Genomic DNA, 15422 nt, shown 5'->3' on the forward strand with positions numbered 1-15422 from the left:
GGAGTTCGTATAAAGCAAACAGAAAGGTCTAGTGTGATGCTAGACCTTTTTTGTACTGTTTGCCCCATCCTTAATATATAGAGTCACACATTAATTGCCGTAATTAAGACGCTGATAATCGGTTAATTTCGAGCGGTTTTCGACGTGAGTATTAATACTTTATTGCGGGTTTAGGTAGTAGGGATTTCTATGTAGATTGGTGCAAGTTCGAAGAGTTATCTTTTGACAAACTTTAAGCTACAACAGATTAGATAATCCGTGTTCTGTATCACTTAAGACACTTGCTTATTTCTTCTTTTATGCGCTTCCAATTCTTAACATTATCATTTTCACTTGAGAAGTTAACTGGCACCTTGATTGTGACTGGGCAGTTGATTTCGGGGCTAATGATAGTCACTTCGATATGCGTATCGTTGGTATTTGAGACCTTCAAATAGTACCCAATAGCTAATTCAGTTTGAATAATCTTGCTAACAAATTCTAGGGCATCACTCTGAGTTGACGCACTATCGTATGTTGAAGTTGTATTTTTCATCTGACTGGTCATTTCTTATGATATCTCCTGCATCATTTTTAACAAAAATAGAATGACCACATACTATGAAGCGACAATTACTAGAATGAGTTAATTGTCGCTTTTTGTGAATAGTAATTCTTTTTAAGGGCTTCCTACTTTATGACTATTCAGATAGATGAATATATCAAAAGAAGACCAAATTTTTAGCTCAAGATATTGATTTAATGAGAATCATAACAATTTTCGTTTCGATTTTGTACTGTAAAATACTTATGCTTAGCATAAGTAGACCTAATGATATGTAAGAGATTATTACGCACTGAGTGCATAATGATTCTACTTTTATGGTTTTTGAGTCAACTAGAATACAAAATTGAGCATCACAGTATACAAGTTTGCATTATCATCGATTGGAGCAGACTCAAATCCACCTGACGCATTTTGATAAGCGGTAAAATATTGCCACTCAGCGTTAATGGATACATTGAAGTGAACGTCATACCTCAAACCCAGCAAGTAACTGTCTCCAGTCCTTTTCTCATGGTCGTCAAATTTCTGTCCAAAGATGGCGTAAGGAGTAAAACGGTTTATGCTGTAACTTCCTTGTGCATACCACGATGATGCTATGTCATTGGTTTGGCCTTCGATGGTAAGAGTAAAGTTTCCAAATTCATACTCAGTACCTAGTGAGAAGAGTTGAATACTTTGATCTTCAGCGGTGAGAATTAGGTTAGGAACAGGTACCGAGCCTATCCCTGGAATATTGGTCATTAGGCCGGTTAGTCGAGTTTCTTGATCATAATTAGAGTCTAAGTAAGTAAAATTCCAACGGTAGTAATCTCCACTTAATACAAAGTTAACTCCAAACATATTGTTGGTTGTAAATTTTAGTTCCGTATTGCTGTTCAGCTCAACAGTACTCTCATCTCGAAAACCAACGAAAGGTGTAGTGACTAGGGTGAGGCTATCGGTTAGTTCGTAATTCCATAATACAGATAAACCATTAAATGCAGTGATTCCTAGGATGCTATCGTATACTTCATTTGGTGGGCGTGCTGGTGTAAAGGCATGACCAACGTAATAGTATTCAGAAGCCAGAAAAACAGGCATACGAAGACGACCAGCCCTAAATTCAAATGGGTCGTAGTTGTAGGCGATATAAGCCCATTCTAGTTTTGGCTCACTCCAGTGATCCTGAGGCCGTTTGACAACCTGGGCTGAAGCTTTGAAATCGTTAAAGTAGAAGTCTAGCTGTAAGCCAAAGGTTGTATCACAATCAAAACAGCTTTCATCATCTATACCATGATTAACTAAAAGCGGCATCTTGTTATCCGATTTTGCCCATGACGTAGACCCAAAACCGCTTAAAGAAAAGTTATCAGAGAGTTCGATTGCAGCATGGCTGGTTGGTACAAACGTGGCTAGCGTTAGAGTAATAATTGATTTCTTCATGCTATTTCTCCGAATGTAAGATGAAAATAATATTTGCGTTGGTTGGAAGGCTATCAACAGGGGCATAACCAATGCGGTATGGTTTTTCATTCATCCATTCTAAAAGGGTGTTCATATCCGGGTTGTTGATCACTTTTGGTGGGCGTGCTTTACCAGAGAAAGAAAGACTAGCCCAATGAGCATTCATCTGAGCGACGTTTTTATTCAGTAAGACTCGATAGAACTCTGAGCGCTGAATGGAACTATCAGGCCAATCAGATAGCTCAAATCGCTTCCCTTGAAGACGTTTGGTCTTTCCTCTGTAGAGTTGACGAGCTTTAGCGATACTGAGCTCATCGAAGGTTGAATCTAGCGAGAAAATGGCATACTCATTTCCCTCATCAGCATGAGAGTTAAAAGCCGTTGTAAATATCAAAAGGGTGAGCAACCAAATAAACTTTCTTATTTCTGTTGCTCTGATTTTTGATAAATGAGTTGTAATAACAGTTAATAAAATCATCACATAACACTCTCAATTTGATCGAGCAGCTTCTCCTTTCGCACCGGCTTTGCTACATAAGCATCCATACCAGAATCAAAGCAGTGCTGGATATCATCATCGATAACACTGGCGGTAAGAGCGATAATTGGCGTTTTTATAAGACCTTCGCCTTTCTCGTAGGCTCGAATTTCCTTGGTGGCTTGAAAACCGTCCATAACCGGCATCATGCAGTCCATTAAGATCACGTCAAAAGTACGGTCTCGCTGAAACATCTCTACTGCAATTTGTCCATTTTCTGCGATTTCGTAGTCAAAGCCAGCGTTGCTCAATAAGACTGAAGCCACTTTTTGATTTACCAAGTTGTCTTCTACTAGGAGTACCCTTTCAGCCCGACTAGGGGATGAGCCTATTTCTGGCAAAGTAATATTGGATTGATTGAGTGGCACTTTCTTACTTGAGTCATCAGGAACGGTGGTAGGAATCTGTATTGCTTTCTCTATTTTTGTCTTAAGAAGTTCAAGTTTGAAAGGCTTAGGCATATAGTCATCCATACCCACATCGAAGCATTTTTGAATATCGTCATCAATGACACTTGCCGTTAATGCAATAATAGGAATGCGATATTCGGAATTATTCTCGCTTTCAATTTTCCGAATTTGCTCAGTGGCTCGGAATCCGTCCATCTCAGGCATCATGCAGTCCATCAGGATTAGCGCATATCGGTTTTTCTTGTACATCTCAACGGCTTCAGTACCACAGGAAGCCGTGTCCGACGGGAACCCTAGTCTCTGGGCATGTAAGCTAGCGATTTTTTGATTTACTTTGTTATCGTCGACAATAAGAATTTTGTGTTCAATATGTTCAGGATTGTTTTCACTGGATGCTTGTGCTTTAAAGCTATTTTCACAACTTTCAATAGCCCTAAGAAGCCGTTTGCCAAGAAGAGGTTGGGTTAAGATAGCCTTTACCTTGTCTCCGAAATTAACTCTTTCGCTCTGTAAGTGCTTAATCAGGCAAAGACGTATATTGTCGGAACCCAAATCATTGGTTTCGGCTTCAATCGTTTTGGCTTGATTAGGTGTTGTTTCAAAAAATATGAGAGTGGTATCGCCGGTAGCAACGCTAGGTGCCTCTACTAAGGTGTCGATAGTTTTGCTGACAGGGATATTATAGAAACTTAATTCATTGCGAAGTGACTCTTGCTTGGCTTTATCGTCACATATTAGCCAAACTTGGCTTGAATGAAGTGAAGATGAACCTTGATAGTATTTTTCCACCACTGGCAATTCTAAGCTGAAATAAAATCGGCTACCCCGACCTTTTTCAGACTCTAACTTTATTTCGCCACCCATGAGTTCGACTAATTGCGTACTTATAGCTAGGCCTAAGCCTGTGCCACCAAATTGACGAGTAGTGGAGTCGTCTTCCTGAGTAAAAGGTTCAAAGATATTCTCCTGTTGCTGTTTGTCGATGCCGATACCAGAATCTTGAACAGCAAACTCTATAGTTGTCGTTGTGTCAGAGAGTGCACGAGTGTTGATGATAAGATGCACGGCACCTTTTTCGGTGAATTTCACGGCATTTGAAGCAAAGTTCATGATTATTTGACGAAGTCTGTGATCGTCAACCATCAGTTGATATGGGGTGTCTGGACTTATAGATACTTCAAGGTCAATGCCTTTTTCTTTTGCTTTAGGAGAGATAACAGAAGCAATATCGTAGAGGGACTCTCTAATACAGGTCGAATGAGGGCTGATAAGAAGCATTCCTGATTCAATTTTGGAGAAATCCAGAATATCGTTAATTAGGCTCAATAGTAGTTGTGACGAGGTTTCTATAGTATCTACATAGTCTCGTTGGGTTGCATCTAATGATGTACCAGAAAGGATTTCAGAAATACCAATAACACCATTTAGGGGGGTACGGATTTCATGGGACATATTCGCTAAAAAACTACTTTTTGCTTTACTCGCTCGTATGGCGTCATCTTTAGCTTGCTCTGCATCTTCTTTAGCTCGAGTGAGCTTTTGGCGTGCCTCTTCACGCTCGCTACTTAAGTTTTGTACTTTATGTGCAAATTTACCTAGTTCATCTCTACTTCTTATTTGGTCTGTGAGCGAAGTATCGTCGCTATAGGATTCACGTCCCAAATACGCGAGCACTAGATTTAGGTCTCCAGTTACTCTTCGAGCTAAGCGTACTGCGAGAGTGACTAATATGATGGTCACGAACAGCATTAATGAAATGAACAGTAATTGCTTTTGATTTGCAGCTGTTGATTCTCTGTCTAGATCAGCGCGTAATTGTTCGCTTATTTTATCGCTGACTTGTTGTAATAGCGCGAGACGGTCTATCAGAGCTGAGAGCCCTGCACGTATCTCAGCAGGAGATAATGCGTCAAATTGTCCTTGGTCTAGTAAAGTTGACCTAAACATTTGGCTGTCAATGAATGTAGTATTAGTAAACGTACTAATTAAGAAAGATACTTGTTCTTGATTTGCATTTAGATTTACAAAGCGTTCCATGAAGAGTTGCTGGTTTTGCACCAAGGCTTCTATTTCTGCACTGATTTCATGATCGTACCCTTGTTCCCCTTCTGCGAGAAAAACTAAGTATTGACTGAGTATATTCTCCTCACGAGACCAAAACATCAGCCACTCAATTTGGGTAAGAGCAGATATATGATGCTGAATATCTGATGGTGCTTTTTCAAATGATTCGTTTTCGATTGCAAGTAGGAGTTGTTTATAAGTGTCAGCGCGCCATTCCAAGATATCGATATGCTCATACATATCCATATTGTTGATCAAAGAAAGGTTCGCCTCTTCAAAGCTCACAAAGAGCTCTTGAATTGCGGTACCACCATTTTTGAATATTAACGGTGTTTCTTTAACTAATTGTTCAGTTAAAGATTCTATCGAACTTTCTTTATCTATGTCGGCTGTGCTGTCCGGTAAAGTATAGAGATAAGAAATCTGATTAATGTAGTGTGAAAATTTCTGCCCACGCTCAAGATCTTTGGCTTGCATAGAGAGTCGGTATAACTGCTCTCCTTCTAAAAGGAGAAGCAGAATAATCGGCAACAGTACTAAGCTGAACAACTTGTACTTTACTGAGAGGTCATTCCAAGAAAACAAATTACTCACCTTGAACTTCCATATTCAATTGACTGACGGGCAGTATAGGAGTCAGAAATAGTTTTCAAAGAAAATCTTTAGGCTTTGTTTTCAGTTTAAGGGGTTTGAGTTTTTAATACAGGCTGTCATCACTATTGTAAATGGAAGTGCTCGCATCTATGAAATCTAGATTGTGCAGGGATAATGGCAGTTAAGAATGATAAGCCGCGGTTGAATGAACAGATTAAATTTAGGGCATGAGTGTATTGAGAATGTTGCCCATTGGCACTTTGTCATTGCACTCAATACGCTAATTTCATTAAGGAATACAGGTCACTAGAAAAGCAATAATGATATTTCTCTATCAAGCGACCGTAATGAGCAGTTATATATTGAAACTGAGTGAAATCAACAAATCAATTCATGCCATTAAATAATGAGCCAAAGAACTGATGCGAGTAAAGCGTCATGAGATATTCAGTGGGATGACTATAGTTCTGTGCTCTTCAGCCGACTAAACTTAAATTTAACTGGCATTTATATGGTAAATGGCTAAGTTTTTTTGCTAAGTAATAACGTGTTTTTTTAATATCTTTTGATGCTATCTGCCCCTGCTGTTCTAAATGCAGGTCTATATCTATGCGCAGTTCATTGCCTACTTTGGTGACTGAGGATACCGTTAGGTCAACTTCGTTGTTAGACGGTACTTCGGTGACACACTGCTTCACTTCTTTGCAGAGGCTTTTATCCGCTGACATGTGTAGTAGTTCAGAGACTGCCTCTTTAAGCATCACAGCAGGGACTTTTAAGAAATAACCAGCCATCAATAACATCATCACAGGGTCAGCGTACACAGCGTATGCGCTTAGTGAGGTTTGCAGCATCATCCATGCCGTAACAAAACCCAAAAGTACAGCCACACTTATTAAGGTATCCATTTGCCATTGTTTTACTTCTGCAGCGATCAGACCAGAACCGATGTCTTTATTCTTCTTAGCTACCATTGCCCAGCCAAAGGCACAGCCAATCACGTTGATTAGTCCAAACAAGGTGGCAATAGAGGTATCGATTTCTCTGCCCCCACTAAAAACGGCATTAATAGCGGAATAGATGGATATACAAACTAAGCCTAAAATAACGGTTGCTTTAATAGCGATGACGATAGGCTCTAGTGCTGCTAGGCCATGAGGAAAGCGTTTACTGCATGGACGTGCCATTAGCGTTGCTGCAAGCAGTGACAATAAAGTTAACGCTAAGCTAATAAGAGAATATGCGCCATCAAAAATAATAACCATAGAGCCGACCCAGTTACCCAAGACAATGCCACCGACGGCAAAGCCAAGTGTTAACAGGGCTGAATAAATAAGAATGCGACGCTCAGAGGTGTTTTTCCTGCCACTCATGGTGAACCTTTTAAGTTATTAAGTCTGTTTATTGTTTGTTAGTGGCAGGGCGCTTTCAATCAAAGTTTGTATCAGCAACTTTACAAGGTTCGATGTTATCTAATAATATTCTTTAATATCAGCAAGATAGGGTGATACTGTGGTGTCATGAATATTGACACCCACTGAGGTGGTTAGAAATCAAATAGATAATCGCTGAGTTTATCACAGAGCCAAACCATACCTGGATGCGCTTCCATACCCGTTGAAGAGAACATACAAAACTCTTCTTGAGTGAGGCCGTACGTATGCTTGATGACTGATAACGTCTCATCTCTAAGTAGGTGACGAATCAATGGTTCTGGCAGTACACCCCAAGCGGCTTCGGTCTGAATGGTACTGAGGATATAATCAAAACTAGAGAATCCAATATGCTTGAGGGAAAAGGGCAGTAACTCTGGGTTGTCTTTCTCATTGAGGTAAGCCAGTGTAACCTGCATAGCGTTGCGCAGTTCTTCATCAGATACGCGGCGTTTTCTGCTCAATGGATGATCTGATCTGCACACAGACATCATTCTAATTTTAGCAATGGGAGTAAACTCTATCCTAGGATCGTCTACTCGCTCATAGTCCACGCCAAATGCGAAATCCACTTGCTTAGTCTCTACCAAGTTAGAGAGATCACCACTGGAAGCCAATATGATATTAAAGGTGGTAGCGGGGTATTTGTCATTGAGTCGATGAGAGAGCGCTTGCCATATATCATCTGGAATAGCGTCATCTCGCGCTATCCATACCTCTGCAGTGAAATCACCACGTATGTGTTTACACGTTTGTTTGATACGAGATGCAGTCACCAACATAGATTCGCAGTTTTTGAAAATGGCTTTACCCGCTTCTGATAACTCAAGATTATTACCGCTACGAATATACAGTTCGGTGTCCAACTCCTTTTCTAGGGCTTTGATTGCCATAGAGAGCTTGGTACGATTGCAATCGAGTTGCCGTGCCGCTTCTGACACGGAGCCATGTTGGGCAACCTGAACAAAGGCTTCTATGTGGGAAAGGTTCATTTGTTCTCATTTATGAATGTGTAGGCTTTCAAAATTAACTGATTGGGTGATGAAAAATCAAGCGACACATGATCTAAGCCCAATATCTCTTTGTATTAAATGCAATTTTGTATCTTTTTTTACCAAGATTTGCTTTACTCAGCGTAGGCAAAAAACTTTAGGATGGATAGTCAGATGGTGCACAATTGGGATGATTATGCTGCTGAGTGGGAGAATGACCCAGCAACTGCTCAATTCTCAGATCTAGTTTTCGCAGAGCTTCAAGCGCTTCACTCACTCAAAGGCGCCAATATATTAGATTTTGGTTGTGGTACTGGCTTGTTGAGTCAAAGAGTAGCCCCGCTTGCGCGTAGTGTGGTTGCTTTGGATGCTTCTGAAGCCATGATTGAAGAGCTAGATAAGAAAACCCTAATGAATGTAGAACCAGTCGTTGACGAGCTTACTCGTGGATTAGTGGCACAGCACCCGGCATTCAGAAAACAGTTTGATCTAGTTATTGCCTCATCGGTCTGTGGCTTTCTTCCTGATTTTAAGGAAGCAGCGACGATTATTTATTCACTACTTGATGAGCAAGGAATATTTGTTCATTGGGATTGGCTGAGTGAAGACGAATCAGAAGGACTAACCCAAGAGTCAGCACACTCGATGCTTCATCAAGCTGGCTTTAGTGATATAGAAATCTCTATTCCTTTTGAGATCGAGATGAAAGATGGCACAAGTTTGCCTGTACTAATGGGTGTAGCTTACAAGTAACGGATCAGTCAGCTACGTTGTTTACATTAGCCTACTGAGAGTTCAAACCCACTGTCATACTGGAAAACACGCAAGTGTTTATCCCGTATCATAGTGTCTACGAAAGCCTGGTATGTGCACTCTCTAAGATCCTGAATCCAGTTCAGGATGACGCGTGTGAGGTCTCCTAACTATGGTGGTATTCGTAAACACAGCGCCACTACCGTCATACTGGAAAACACGTAGTGTTTATCCAGTATCTTGGTGATTACGAAAGCCCGCCATGGGCACTTTCTAAGATCCTGAACCAAGCACAGGATGACGGGTGTTAGGTCACCTAACCATCGTGGTATTCGTAAATACAGCAACGCTTTCGTCATACTGGAAAACACGTAGTGTTTATCCAGTATCTTGGTGACTACGAAAGCCTGCCATTTGCACTTTCTAAGATCCTGAATCAAGTTCAGGATGACGGGTGATAGGTCACCTAACCATTACGATAGTCGTAAACACAGTAACACTTCCGTCGTACTGGAAAACACGCAGTACTTATACAGTATCTTGGTGCTTGCGAAAGCCTGCCATGAGCACTTTCTAAGATCCTGGACCAAGTTCAGGATAACTTGTGTTGGTCCATACAATAACCAGTTTAAAACATTTCATCGTGCTCGAAAAATTACAGTGATTATCCAACTATTAATTCACTGGATGAATAGAGATATCTATATTTTCCTCCGTTACAAACGTATCAATTTCTCCTCTTAAATGATTAAAGTGTTTATTAGAATATCACTAACCTTACTTACACTGACTATCAGTTAGTTCAACGTAAAACTGAGTGTAAGACATAACTTCCTATCTATATTCCCCTATATATCAATCGCAAACATCATCAAGAATCCCATATATTACCAATTTAGATAATCACCAAAAAATGACTGTTCGAGGGCTTAATAGATCTCTTGAAAGCCAGCAATTACTGCGTTTTGAACGCTATATAACCAATAAGTTATTTATAATGTGATCTACGCACGTTTTTTATTTGGTTTATTAAAAAATCATTACTACTCTGATACAAAAGGTGATTTGTAGGACTAGACCACAAATTAGTGGTTTAAAACCAAGGGAGAGATGGAAATATAAATTCATTCTGTAAGTTGCCTTGAGCAAATGAGCGTTAAGCAATTTGCAAATAATAAAAAAAAGTCGATTGAGTCGTACGACATTTACAGTGTTTTTAGCACAACTTTTATACACATAGGTAAATGGAAAGACATTATGAAAAAGACAGTATTAGCAAGTGTAATTGCAGGTATGGCTTTTAGCGGTCAGGCTCTGGCAGTGGAATTGTATAACAACAGTGGCTCAACGTTCTCTGTAGGTGGACATATCTCAATGGGTATCGGTAACGATGCTGATGACGAGCTTGAAGTACAATCAATATCACCTCGTATCAACATTAATGCGACTCAAGAGTTAGGTCGTGGTTGGAGTGCAGATGTTAAGGGTGAGTGGAGTGTTGAAACATTAGAGGGGGGAGGTGACACCTTTTCTACTCGTCTAGGTTACATCGGCGTAACCCATGATACCTGGGGCCGCGGCGTTGGTGGTACTCAATGGTCGCCTTATTATGATATCGGCGGTATTGCAGATATGCCAATCGCTTTTGCCAATGATTTTTTATACGCGAATGGTTACGAGTTAGGTACCGGACGTGCGGAGCGAATGATCTCCTATCGAAAAACTTTTAATTTTGGTGACAACATTGACTTCAATCTGGGTGCTGGTTGGCAGGGTGATAATACCCAAGGCCTCACTAACTACGGCAACCGAGGGCAACTAGGATTGTCTTTTGATTTAGGCGGTATCTTCGTAGGCTACGCATTTACTACTGGTTCAGTTAGCGGTTCAGACGATGACGCTATGGGTAATCTAATTTCAGCGAAATATGGCTCTTACGGTGATGGCTTATTTGTAGCCGCTGTTTATGAGATGGGTGATTCGTTCCGAAATGCAGACGGTGGAGCTGGCGTATATGATTCGACTAGTATTGAATTAATTGCAGCGTTCGCGTTAGCGAATAGCCTTAACTTCTCTTTAAACTATGAGTCTCATGAAAATGATGATGATAGCCGAACAGTATTTAGTCAAATGGCTCTACAGGTGGAATACAATATTACTCCAACATTTGTTGGCTATGCGGGTTACCAGTTAGATTTGGGTAACGACTACGCAGATGACGATGATGATAAGTATGCTCTAGGTGTTCGATACTATCTATAACTTTCTTTTATAGAATACCTATCGGAGGCAGAGCGAAAGCTCTGCCTTTTCTTTTGCTTGCAACTTCAGTTTTCGTTGGGGGTTTGGGCTAAACTTGCTACAATCCGTGCCTTTCTCTTTTAGGTCCGTTTAGACCCAGCTTATAGAAGATCACTATGACTACCGAAATCTACAAAGAATTTATGTTTGAAGCCGCCCATAAATTGCCTCATGTTCCTGAGGGACATAAATGCGGTCGCCTACATGGACACTCATTCTTGGTTCGCCTTTACCTGAAAGGTGAAGTGGATGCCCATACGGGTTGGATTATCGATTTTAGTGATGTGAAAGAGAAGTTTAAACCAATCTACGATCGCCTTGACCATCATTACCTCAATGATATTGAAGGTCTTGAAAACCCAACTAGTGAAGTGTTGGCGAAATGGGTATATGAGCAAACAAAACCGTTACTGCCGCTTCTAAGCAAGGTAGAAATTAAAGAAACTTGCACTGCTGGTTGCATCTACACGGGTGAATAACGTGCTTAAAATCAATGAAATGTTTGAAACCATACAAGGTGAAGGCTTCTTTACAGGGGTGCCTTCAATCTTTATTCGCTTGCAGGGATGTCCAGTAGGGTGCGCTTGGTGTGATACCAAACAAACCTGGGATGTAAACCTTGAAGATGAGACGGATTTCAAAACTGTTTTATTAAAAAAAGGTGATGATGAGCGTTGGTGCAGTACGAGTGAAGCTGAGTTAGTAGCATACTGCCTTGACCACTACTCAGCAAAACATGTTGTTATTACTGGCGGAGAGCCATGTCAGTATGATCTGTTCCCTTTGACTACAGAGCTTGAAGCAAAAGGCTTTCGCTGCCAAATAGAAACGAGTGGTACATTTGAAGTGCAGGCAACGGCCAACACTTGGGTAACGGTTTCACCAAAGATTGGTATGAAGGGTAAGCTTCCAATTGAGCCGAGTGCAATGTCTCGTGCTAATGAGGTTAAGCATCCAGTAGGTAAAGAATCAGATATTGATGATCTGAAGGCTTTGCTTAAAGTGAGCGAGCTTCAAGATGGAGTTGAGGTTCTGCTGCAACCTATCAGCCAAAAGCCAAGAGCCACAAAGCTGTGTATTGACACGTGTATAGCCAATAATTGGCGCTTGTCGGTACAAACACATAAATACTTAGATATAGCTTAGAATGTAACGCTGGTTGTTAGAAGCTTTCAGCCCTAAGCGCAAATGTAGCCATCCCCGAGCAGTTTAATCGGGGATCTCAAGTTTGTGGATATTCCCGCTTACAGCATGCGGGAATGACGTTGATATTCAGTCTAGCTAATAGCTGAACTTTACCAATTCCTATATCCACAGGTATCTATATGGAAGCGGACTCCAGAATATAGACCCATCCCCATGTTGTTGGCTTTTCCTTTCTCTTTATAGATTGACCATAATTTCTTATGAAGTTCTTCTCGGCTTAAGTCGTTAATTGGGACTAAATCAAGCGCACAAAAATTCAGGTGCTGGCTACGTGAAGCGCCTCCAGAAGTTTCGTTGTAGTACTGATCTCTATCCCCAGAAACAGGCACTAGGGGGCCAAGTACCGGTTCAACATGTTCTTGGATGAACTTCACCGTTCTAACCATATTAGGGACTTGCTTGTTATCAGGTAGGGTAAATACAGAAGTGCCATTCATGGCCCAGTTTGTTCCTTGCAATAGTACTAGGTGCATTGGCATTGTTTTCATTGGTACTTCGGTAATACCCGAAGCTAACATTTGGTCAGCTATCTCTTTAACGGGTTTTTGAGCTTGATTCATCAGTATCCAACCCCTAAATGCAGCTCGAGTTGGTACTTTGTAACCTTTGACAGAAACAACCAGATCGTTGTATTCCCAATCTTCTTCCGAGATATAAAGCTTCATTAGTTCATTGGCTGAGGCTGTGAAGGTTAGTGTCGATAACAATAGGCAGACAAATCGAATCATGATAGTGCTCCGTTGTATGGAATGTTCACATTATAGACACAAAATGAAAATTGGATCTGAATCACGAAATCTTAACTAGTCTAGTTGTTGAATGAAAATATAAGAGTGCAGTGCGATAACTCCGCTAAGTTTACAGGGGAGATTTTTGTTGAGCGGTGAGGCATCATGTCGGAGTATATTTCGTATCGATCGGGTTATAAGTATCAATTAGCAGAAGACTTTATTATCAAGATTGATATTTTCCCAGACCAAACAGTAGATATGGAATTTATTGGTTTGAGTCTTGATGGATGGCTTACTGTTCGCTCTGGTTATGCTTGGGATGGCCCATCTGGCCCTGTTGTCGATACGACTAGAAACATGAGAGCATCGCTGGTTCATGATGCTTTATATCAGATATTGCGCTGTCAGCTCCTACCAGCAAACAAGAAAGAAGCGGCGGATCAATTATTCAAGAAGATATGCATAAATGATGGCGTTGATGAGCTTACTGCCCAGATGTTCTATCTCGGCTTAAAAATTGGAGGTAAACCGGCTACCGAGCCTCGTAATAAGAAACCGACCCTGAAAGCCCCTTGGCGTTAACGCAACTCTCCCCATATGAGAGCGAAGTCAAACCCCAGCAAACATGTTTGTTACTTAACGTTATTTCCTCAACATATCATTGTCATAATACTGCGATATCATCATCTGACTTGCAGAGGGTACACTGAATTTTAATGTTCAAGATTAGTTGATAAACAGATTTTTATACTAACTAAGCCTTTATCTCATACTTAGTGAGCTATTACCTAATTGTAGCTCCACCCCGCAATATCATTCATTCACCCCATGATTACTTGTATTGGGATGATTCTAGATATGGCACGTATCTTGTAGTGTATGGGTATCGGCTGAAACAGCAGCCTAAGTTGTAAAAGGTGTTTCATGATAAACCCCATCACTCAAAACAAGAGTTCAACACTAGCCACTGATGTCATTTTGCATGCATTTGATTGGCCATATCAACAGATTGCTGAGCAGGCTCAGCAGATCAGCCAATTAGGCTATAAAACAGTTTTAGTTTCACCGCCGATGAAGTCGTTGAAACATGAAAAAGGCACTGCTTGGTGGCAGCGTTACCAACCGCAAGACTATCGCATTATAGATAACGAACTTGGTAATACGCAGGACTTTCAGACCATGATGTCTTGCTTAAATGACTACGGCATTCTTGTCTACATTGACGTTGTGTTTAATCACATGGCAAATGAGTCATACTTGCGTTCAGACTTGCAATACCCTAGCCAGAAAGAGCTTGAAGACTACGCGAAAGACCCAGAATATTACGAATCTTTAAAACTATTTGGTGATCTTCGTGAACCTCTATTTACGGAGAATGACTTTGTAGAGGCGTTTGGTATCGAGGACTGGCAGGACAAATGGCAAGTACAGAACGGGCGCATAACAGGCGGTGCTAACGATCCTGGTTTACCTACGCTGCGTGATTGTGAGCATGTCATTGAGCAGCAGCAAGCTTACCTACTCGCTATGAAGGCGATGGGAGTAAAGGGTTTCCGGATTGACGCAGCAAAACATATCTCTATTGAGCAGTTGCGTAAAGTATGGACAAAAGAGATTACAGCAGGCGTGCACATTTTTGGTGAGATCATTACTGATGGTGGTGCAACCAAGCAAGAGTATGAGCTGTTTCTTAAGCCGTATCTGAAGAAGACTAAGCTTGGCGCTTACGATTTCCCTTTGTTCAACACGGTATTGCAAGCGTTTCAGCCAAAAGGACGTATGTCTGCGCTGATAGATCCCTATAACTTTGGTGAAGCTTTGAAGCGTCAGCGGGCAATTACCTTCGCCATTACCCACGATATTCCAAACAATGACGTGTTCCAAGGTTTGATTATGCCTGAAGAACATGAGTGGTTGGCGTATTGCTACGTACTTTGCCGAGATGGTGGCGTGCCATTGGTCTATACCGACCTCAATACCAGTGGCATCCTTGATTGTGAAGGGAACCCTCGTTGGATGAATGCGTGGCAAGATCCGCGTATGAAAACGCTTATCGATTTCCACAATTACGTTCATAGTGCTCGTATGGTGGTATTGGAAGCCAGTGATGACCACTTGCTATTTAGCCGTGGAGAGCGTGGCTTAGTCGCCATCAACAAGGCTGACGAGATTAAGGCGATTCGTATCCGTTGGGATGAGCCAATGTTTGATATCGTGCAAGAACTGGGCATACTTCCGGTTGATGGCTATTTAGAGTTGGATATACCAGCTAAAGGTTATTGCTGTTTAGTCGGTGAATAACCACCGTCATCCTGAACTCGATTCAGGACCTTAGATAGTGCCTATGACCAGCTTTCGTAAACTCCAAGATACTGGATAAACACTGCGTGTTTTCCGGTATGACGGCTGG

Annotated in this window: 13 protein-coding genes; 6 read left to right on the top strand and 7 right to left on the bottom strand. The window is 41.2% G+C overall.

The window, feature by feature from the left end; genetic code table 11:
- Window positions 1–268: 268 nt before the first annotated feature.
- From OCU46_RS18365 to OCU46_RS18390, 6 genes are all read right to left on the bottom strand, one after another.
- Window positions 269–535 carry a hypothetical protein gene (locus tag OCU46_RS18365; protein WP_141271284.1) on the bottom strand — a complete coding sequence of 89 codons (267 nt, stop codon included), beginning with the start codon at window positions 533–535 and terminating at the stop codon, window positions 269–271.
- A gap of 342 nt (window positions 536–877) precedes the next feature.
- A complete protein-coding gene (locus OCU46_RS18370) occupies window positions 878–1969 on the bottom strand; it encodes an outer membrane protein (RefSeq protein WP_141271283.1) in 1092 nt (363 codons plus the stop codon).
- Window position 1970: 1 nt separating this feature from the next.
- Window positions 1971–2468: a hypothetical protein gene (locus OCU46_RS18375; protein ID WP_244311398.1), complete on the bottom strand. Its 498-nt coding sequence runs from the start codon at window positions 2466–2468 to the stop codon at window positions 1971–1973.
- On the bottom strand, window positions 2468–5596 hold the full coding sequence (locus tag OCU46_RS18380) for a response regulator (protein ID WP_141271282.1): 3129 nt from the start codon (window positions 5594–5596) through the stop codon (window positions 2468–2470). The genes OCU46_RS18375 and OCU46_RS18380 overlap by 1 nt, the downstream gene beginning before the upstream one ends.
- Before the next feature lie 476 nt (window positions 5597–6072).
- Entirely contained in the window at window positions 6073–6969 is an 897-nt protein-coding gene (locus tag OCU46_RS18385) for a cation diffusion facilitator family transporter (RefSeq protein ID WP_141271281.1), read from the bottom strand.
- Between the two features lie 173 nt (window positions 6970–7142).
- The gene (locus tag OCU46_RS18390; RefSeq protein WP_141271280.1) at window positions 7143–8021 is read right to left on the bottom strand and encodes a LysR family transcriptional regulator; all 879 of its coding nucleotides are present in this window, start codon (window positions 8019–8021) and stop codon (window positions 7143–7145) included.
- Between the two features lie 174 nt (window positions 8022–8195).
- Here OCU46_RS18390 and OCU46_RS18395 point away from each other — a divergent pair, with 174 nt between their 5' ends.
- From OCU46_RS18395 to queE, 4 genes are all read left to right on the top strand, one after another.
- Entirely contained in the window at window positions 8196–8774 is a 579-nt protein-coding gene (locus OCU46_RS18395) for a class I SAM-dependent DNA methyltransferase (RefSeq protein ID WP_141271279.1), read from the top strand.
- Window positions 8775–10031: 1257 nt separating this feature from the next.
- Complete coding sequence (locus OCU46_RS18400; RefSeq protein WP_141271278.1) at window positions 10032–11036, top strand: porin; 1005 nt, start codon at window positions 10032–10034, stop codon at window positions 11034–11036.
- Between the two features lie 155 nt (window positions 11037–11191).
- A complete protein-coding gene (gene queD / locus OCU46_RS18405; protein WP_167495371.1) occupies window positions 11192–11554 on the top strand; it encodes a 6-carboxytetrahydropterin synthase QueD in 363 nt (120 codons plus the stop codon).
- Window positions 11555–11573: 19 nt separating this feature from the next.
- Entirely contained in the window at window positions 11574–12221 is a 648-nt protein-coding gene (gene queE, locus OCU46_RS18410) for a 7-carboxy-7-deazaguanine synthase QueE (protein ID WP_167495376.1), read from the top strand.
- Window positions 12222–12370: 149 nt separating this feature from the next.
- Here the strand turns inward: queE and OCU46_RS18415 are convergent, their stop codons facing one another.
- A complete protein-coding gene (locus OCU46_RS18415; protein ID WP_141271275.1) occupies window positions 12371–13009 on the bottom strand; it encodes a D-Ala-D-Ala carboxypeptidase family metallohydrolase in 639 nt (212 codons plus the stop codon).
- A 165-nt stretch (window positions 13010–13174) separates the two neighbouring features.
- Here OCU46_RS18415 and OCU46_RS18420 point away from each other — a divergent pair, with 165 nt between their 5' ends.
- A complete protein-coding gene (locus OCU46_RS18420; protein WP_141271274.1) occupies window positions 13175–13594 on the top strand; it encodes a DUF1353 domain-containing protein in 420 nt (139 codons plus the stop codon).
- A gap of 342 nt (window positions 13595–13936) precedes the next feature.
- Window positions 13937–15313 (top strand): alpha-amylase family protein, encoded by a 1377-nt coding sequence (locus tag OCU46_RS18425; protein ID WP_141271273.1) that lies wholly within the window; start codon window positions 13937–13939, stop codon window positions 15311–15313.
- Window positions 15314–15422 lie beyond the last annotated feature (109 nt).

This window comes from Vibrio comitans (genome assembly GCA_024346835.1).
Taxonomy (GTDB): domain Bacteria; phylum Pseudomonadota; class Gammaproteobacteria; order Enterobacterales; family Vibrionaceae; genus Vibrio; species Vibrio comitans.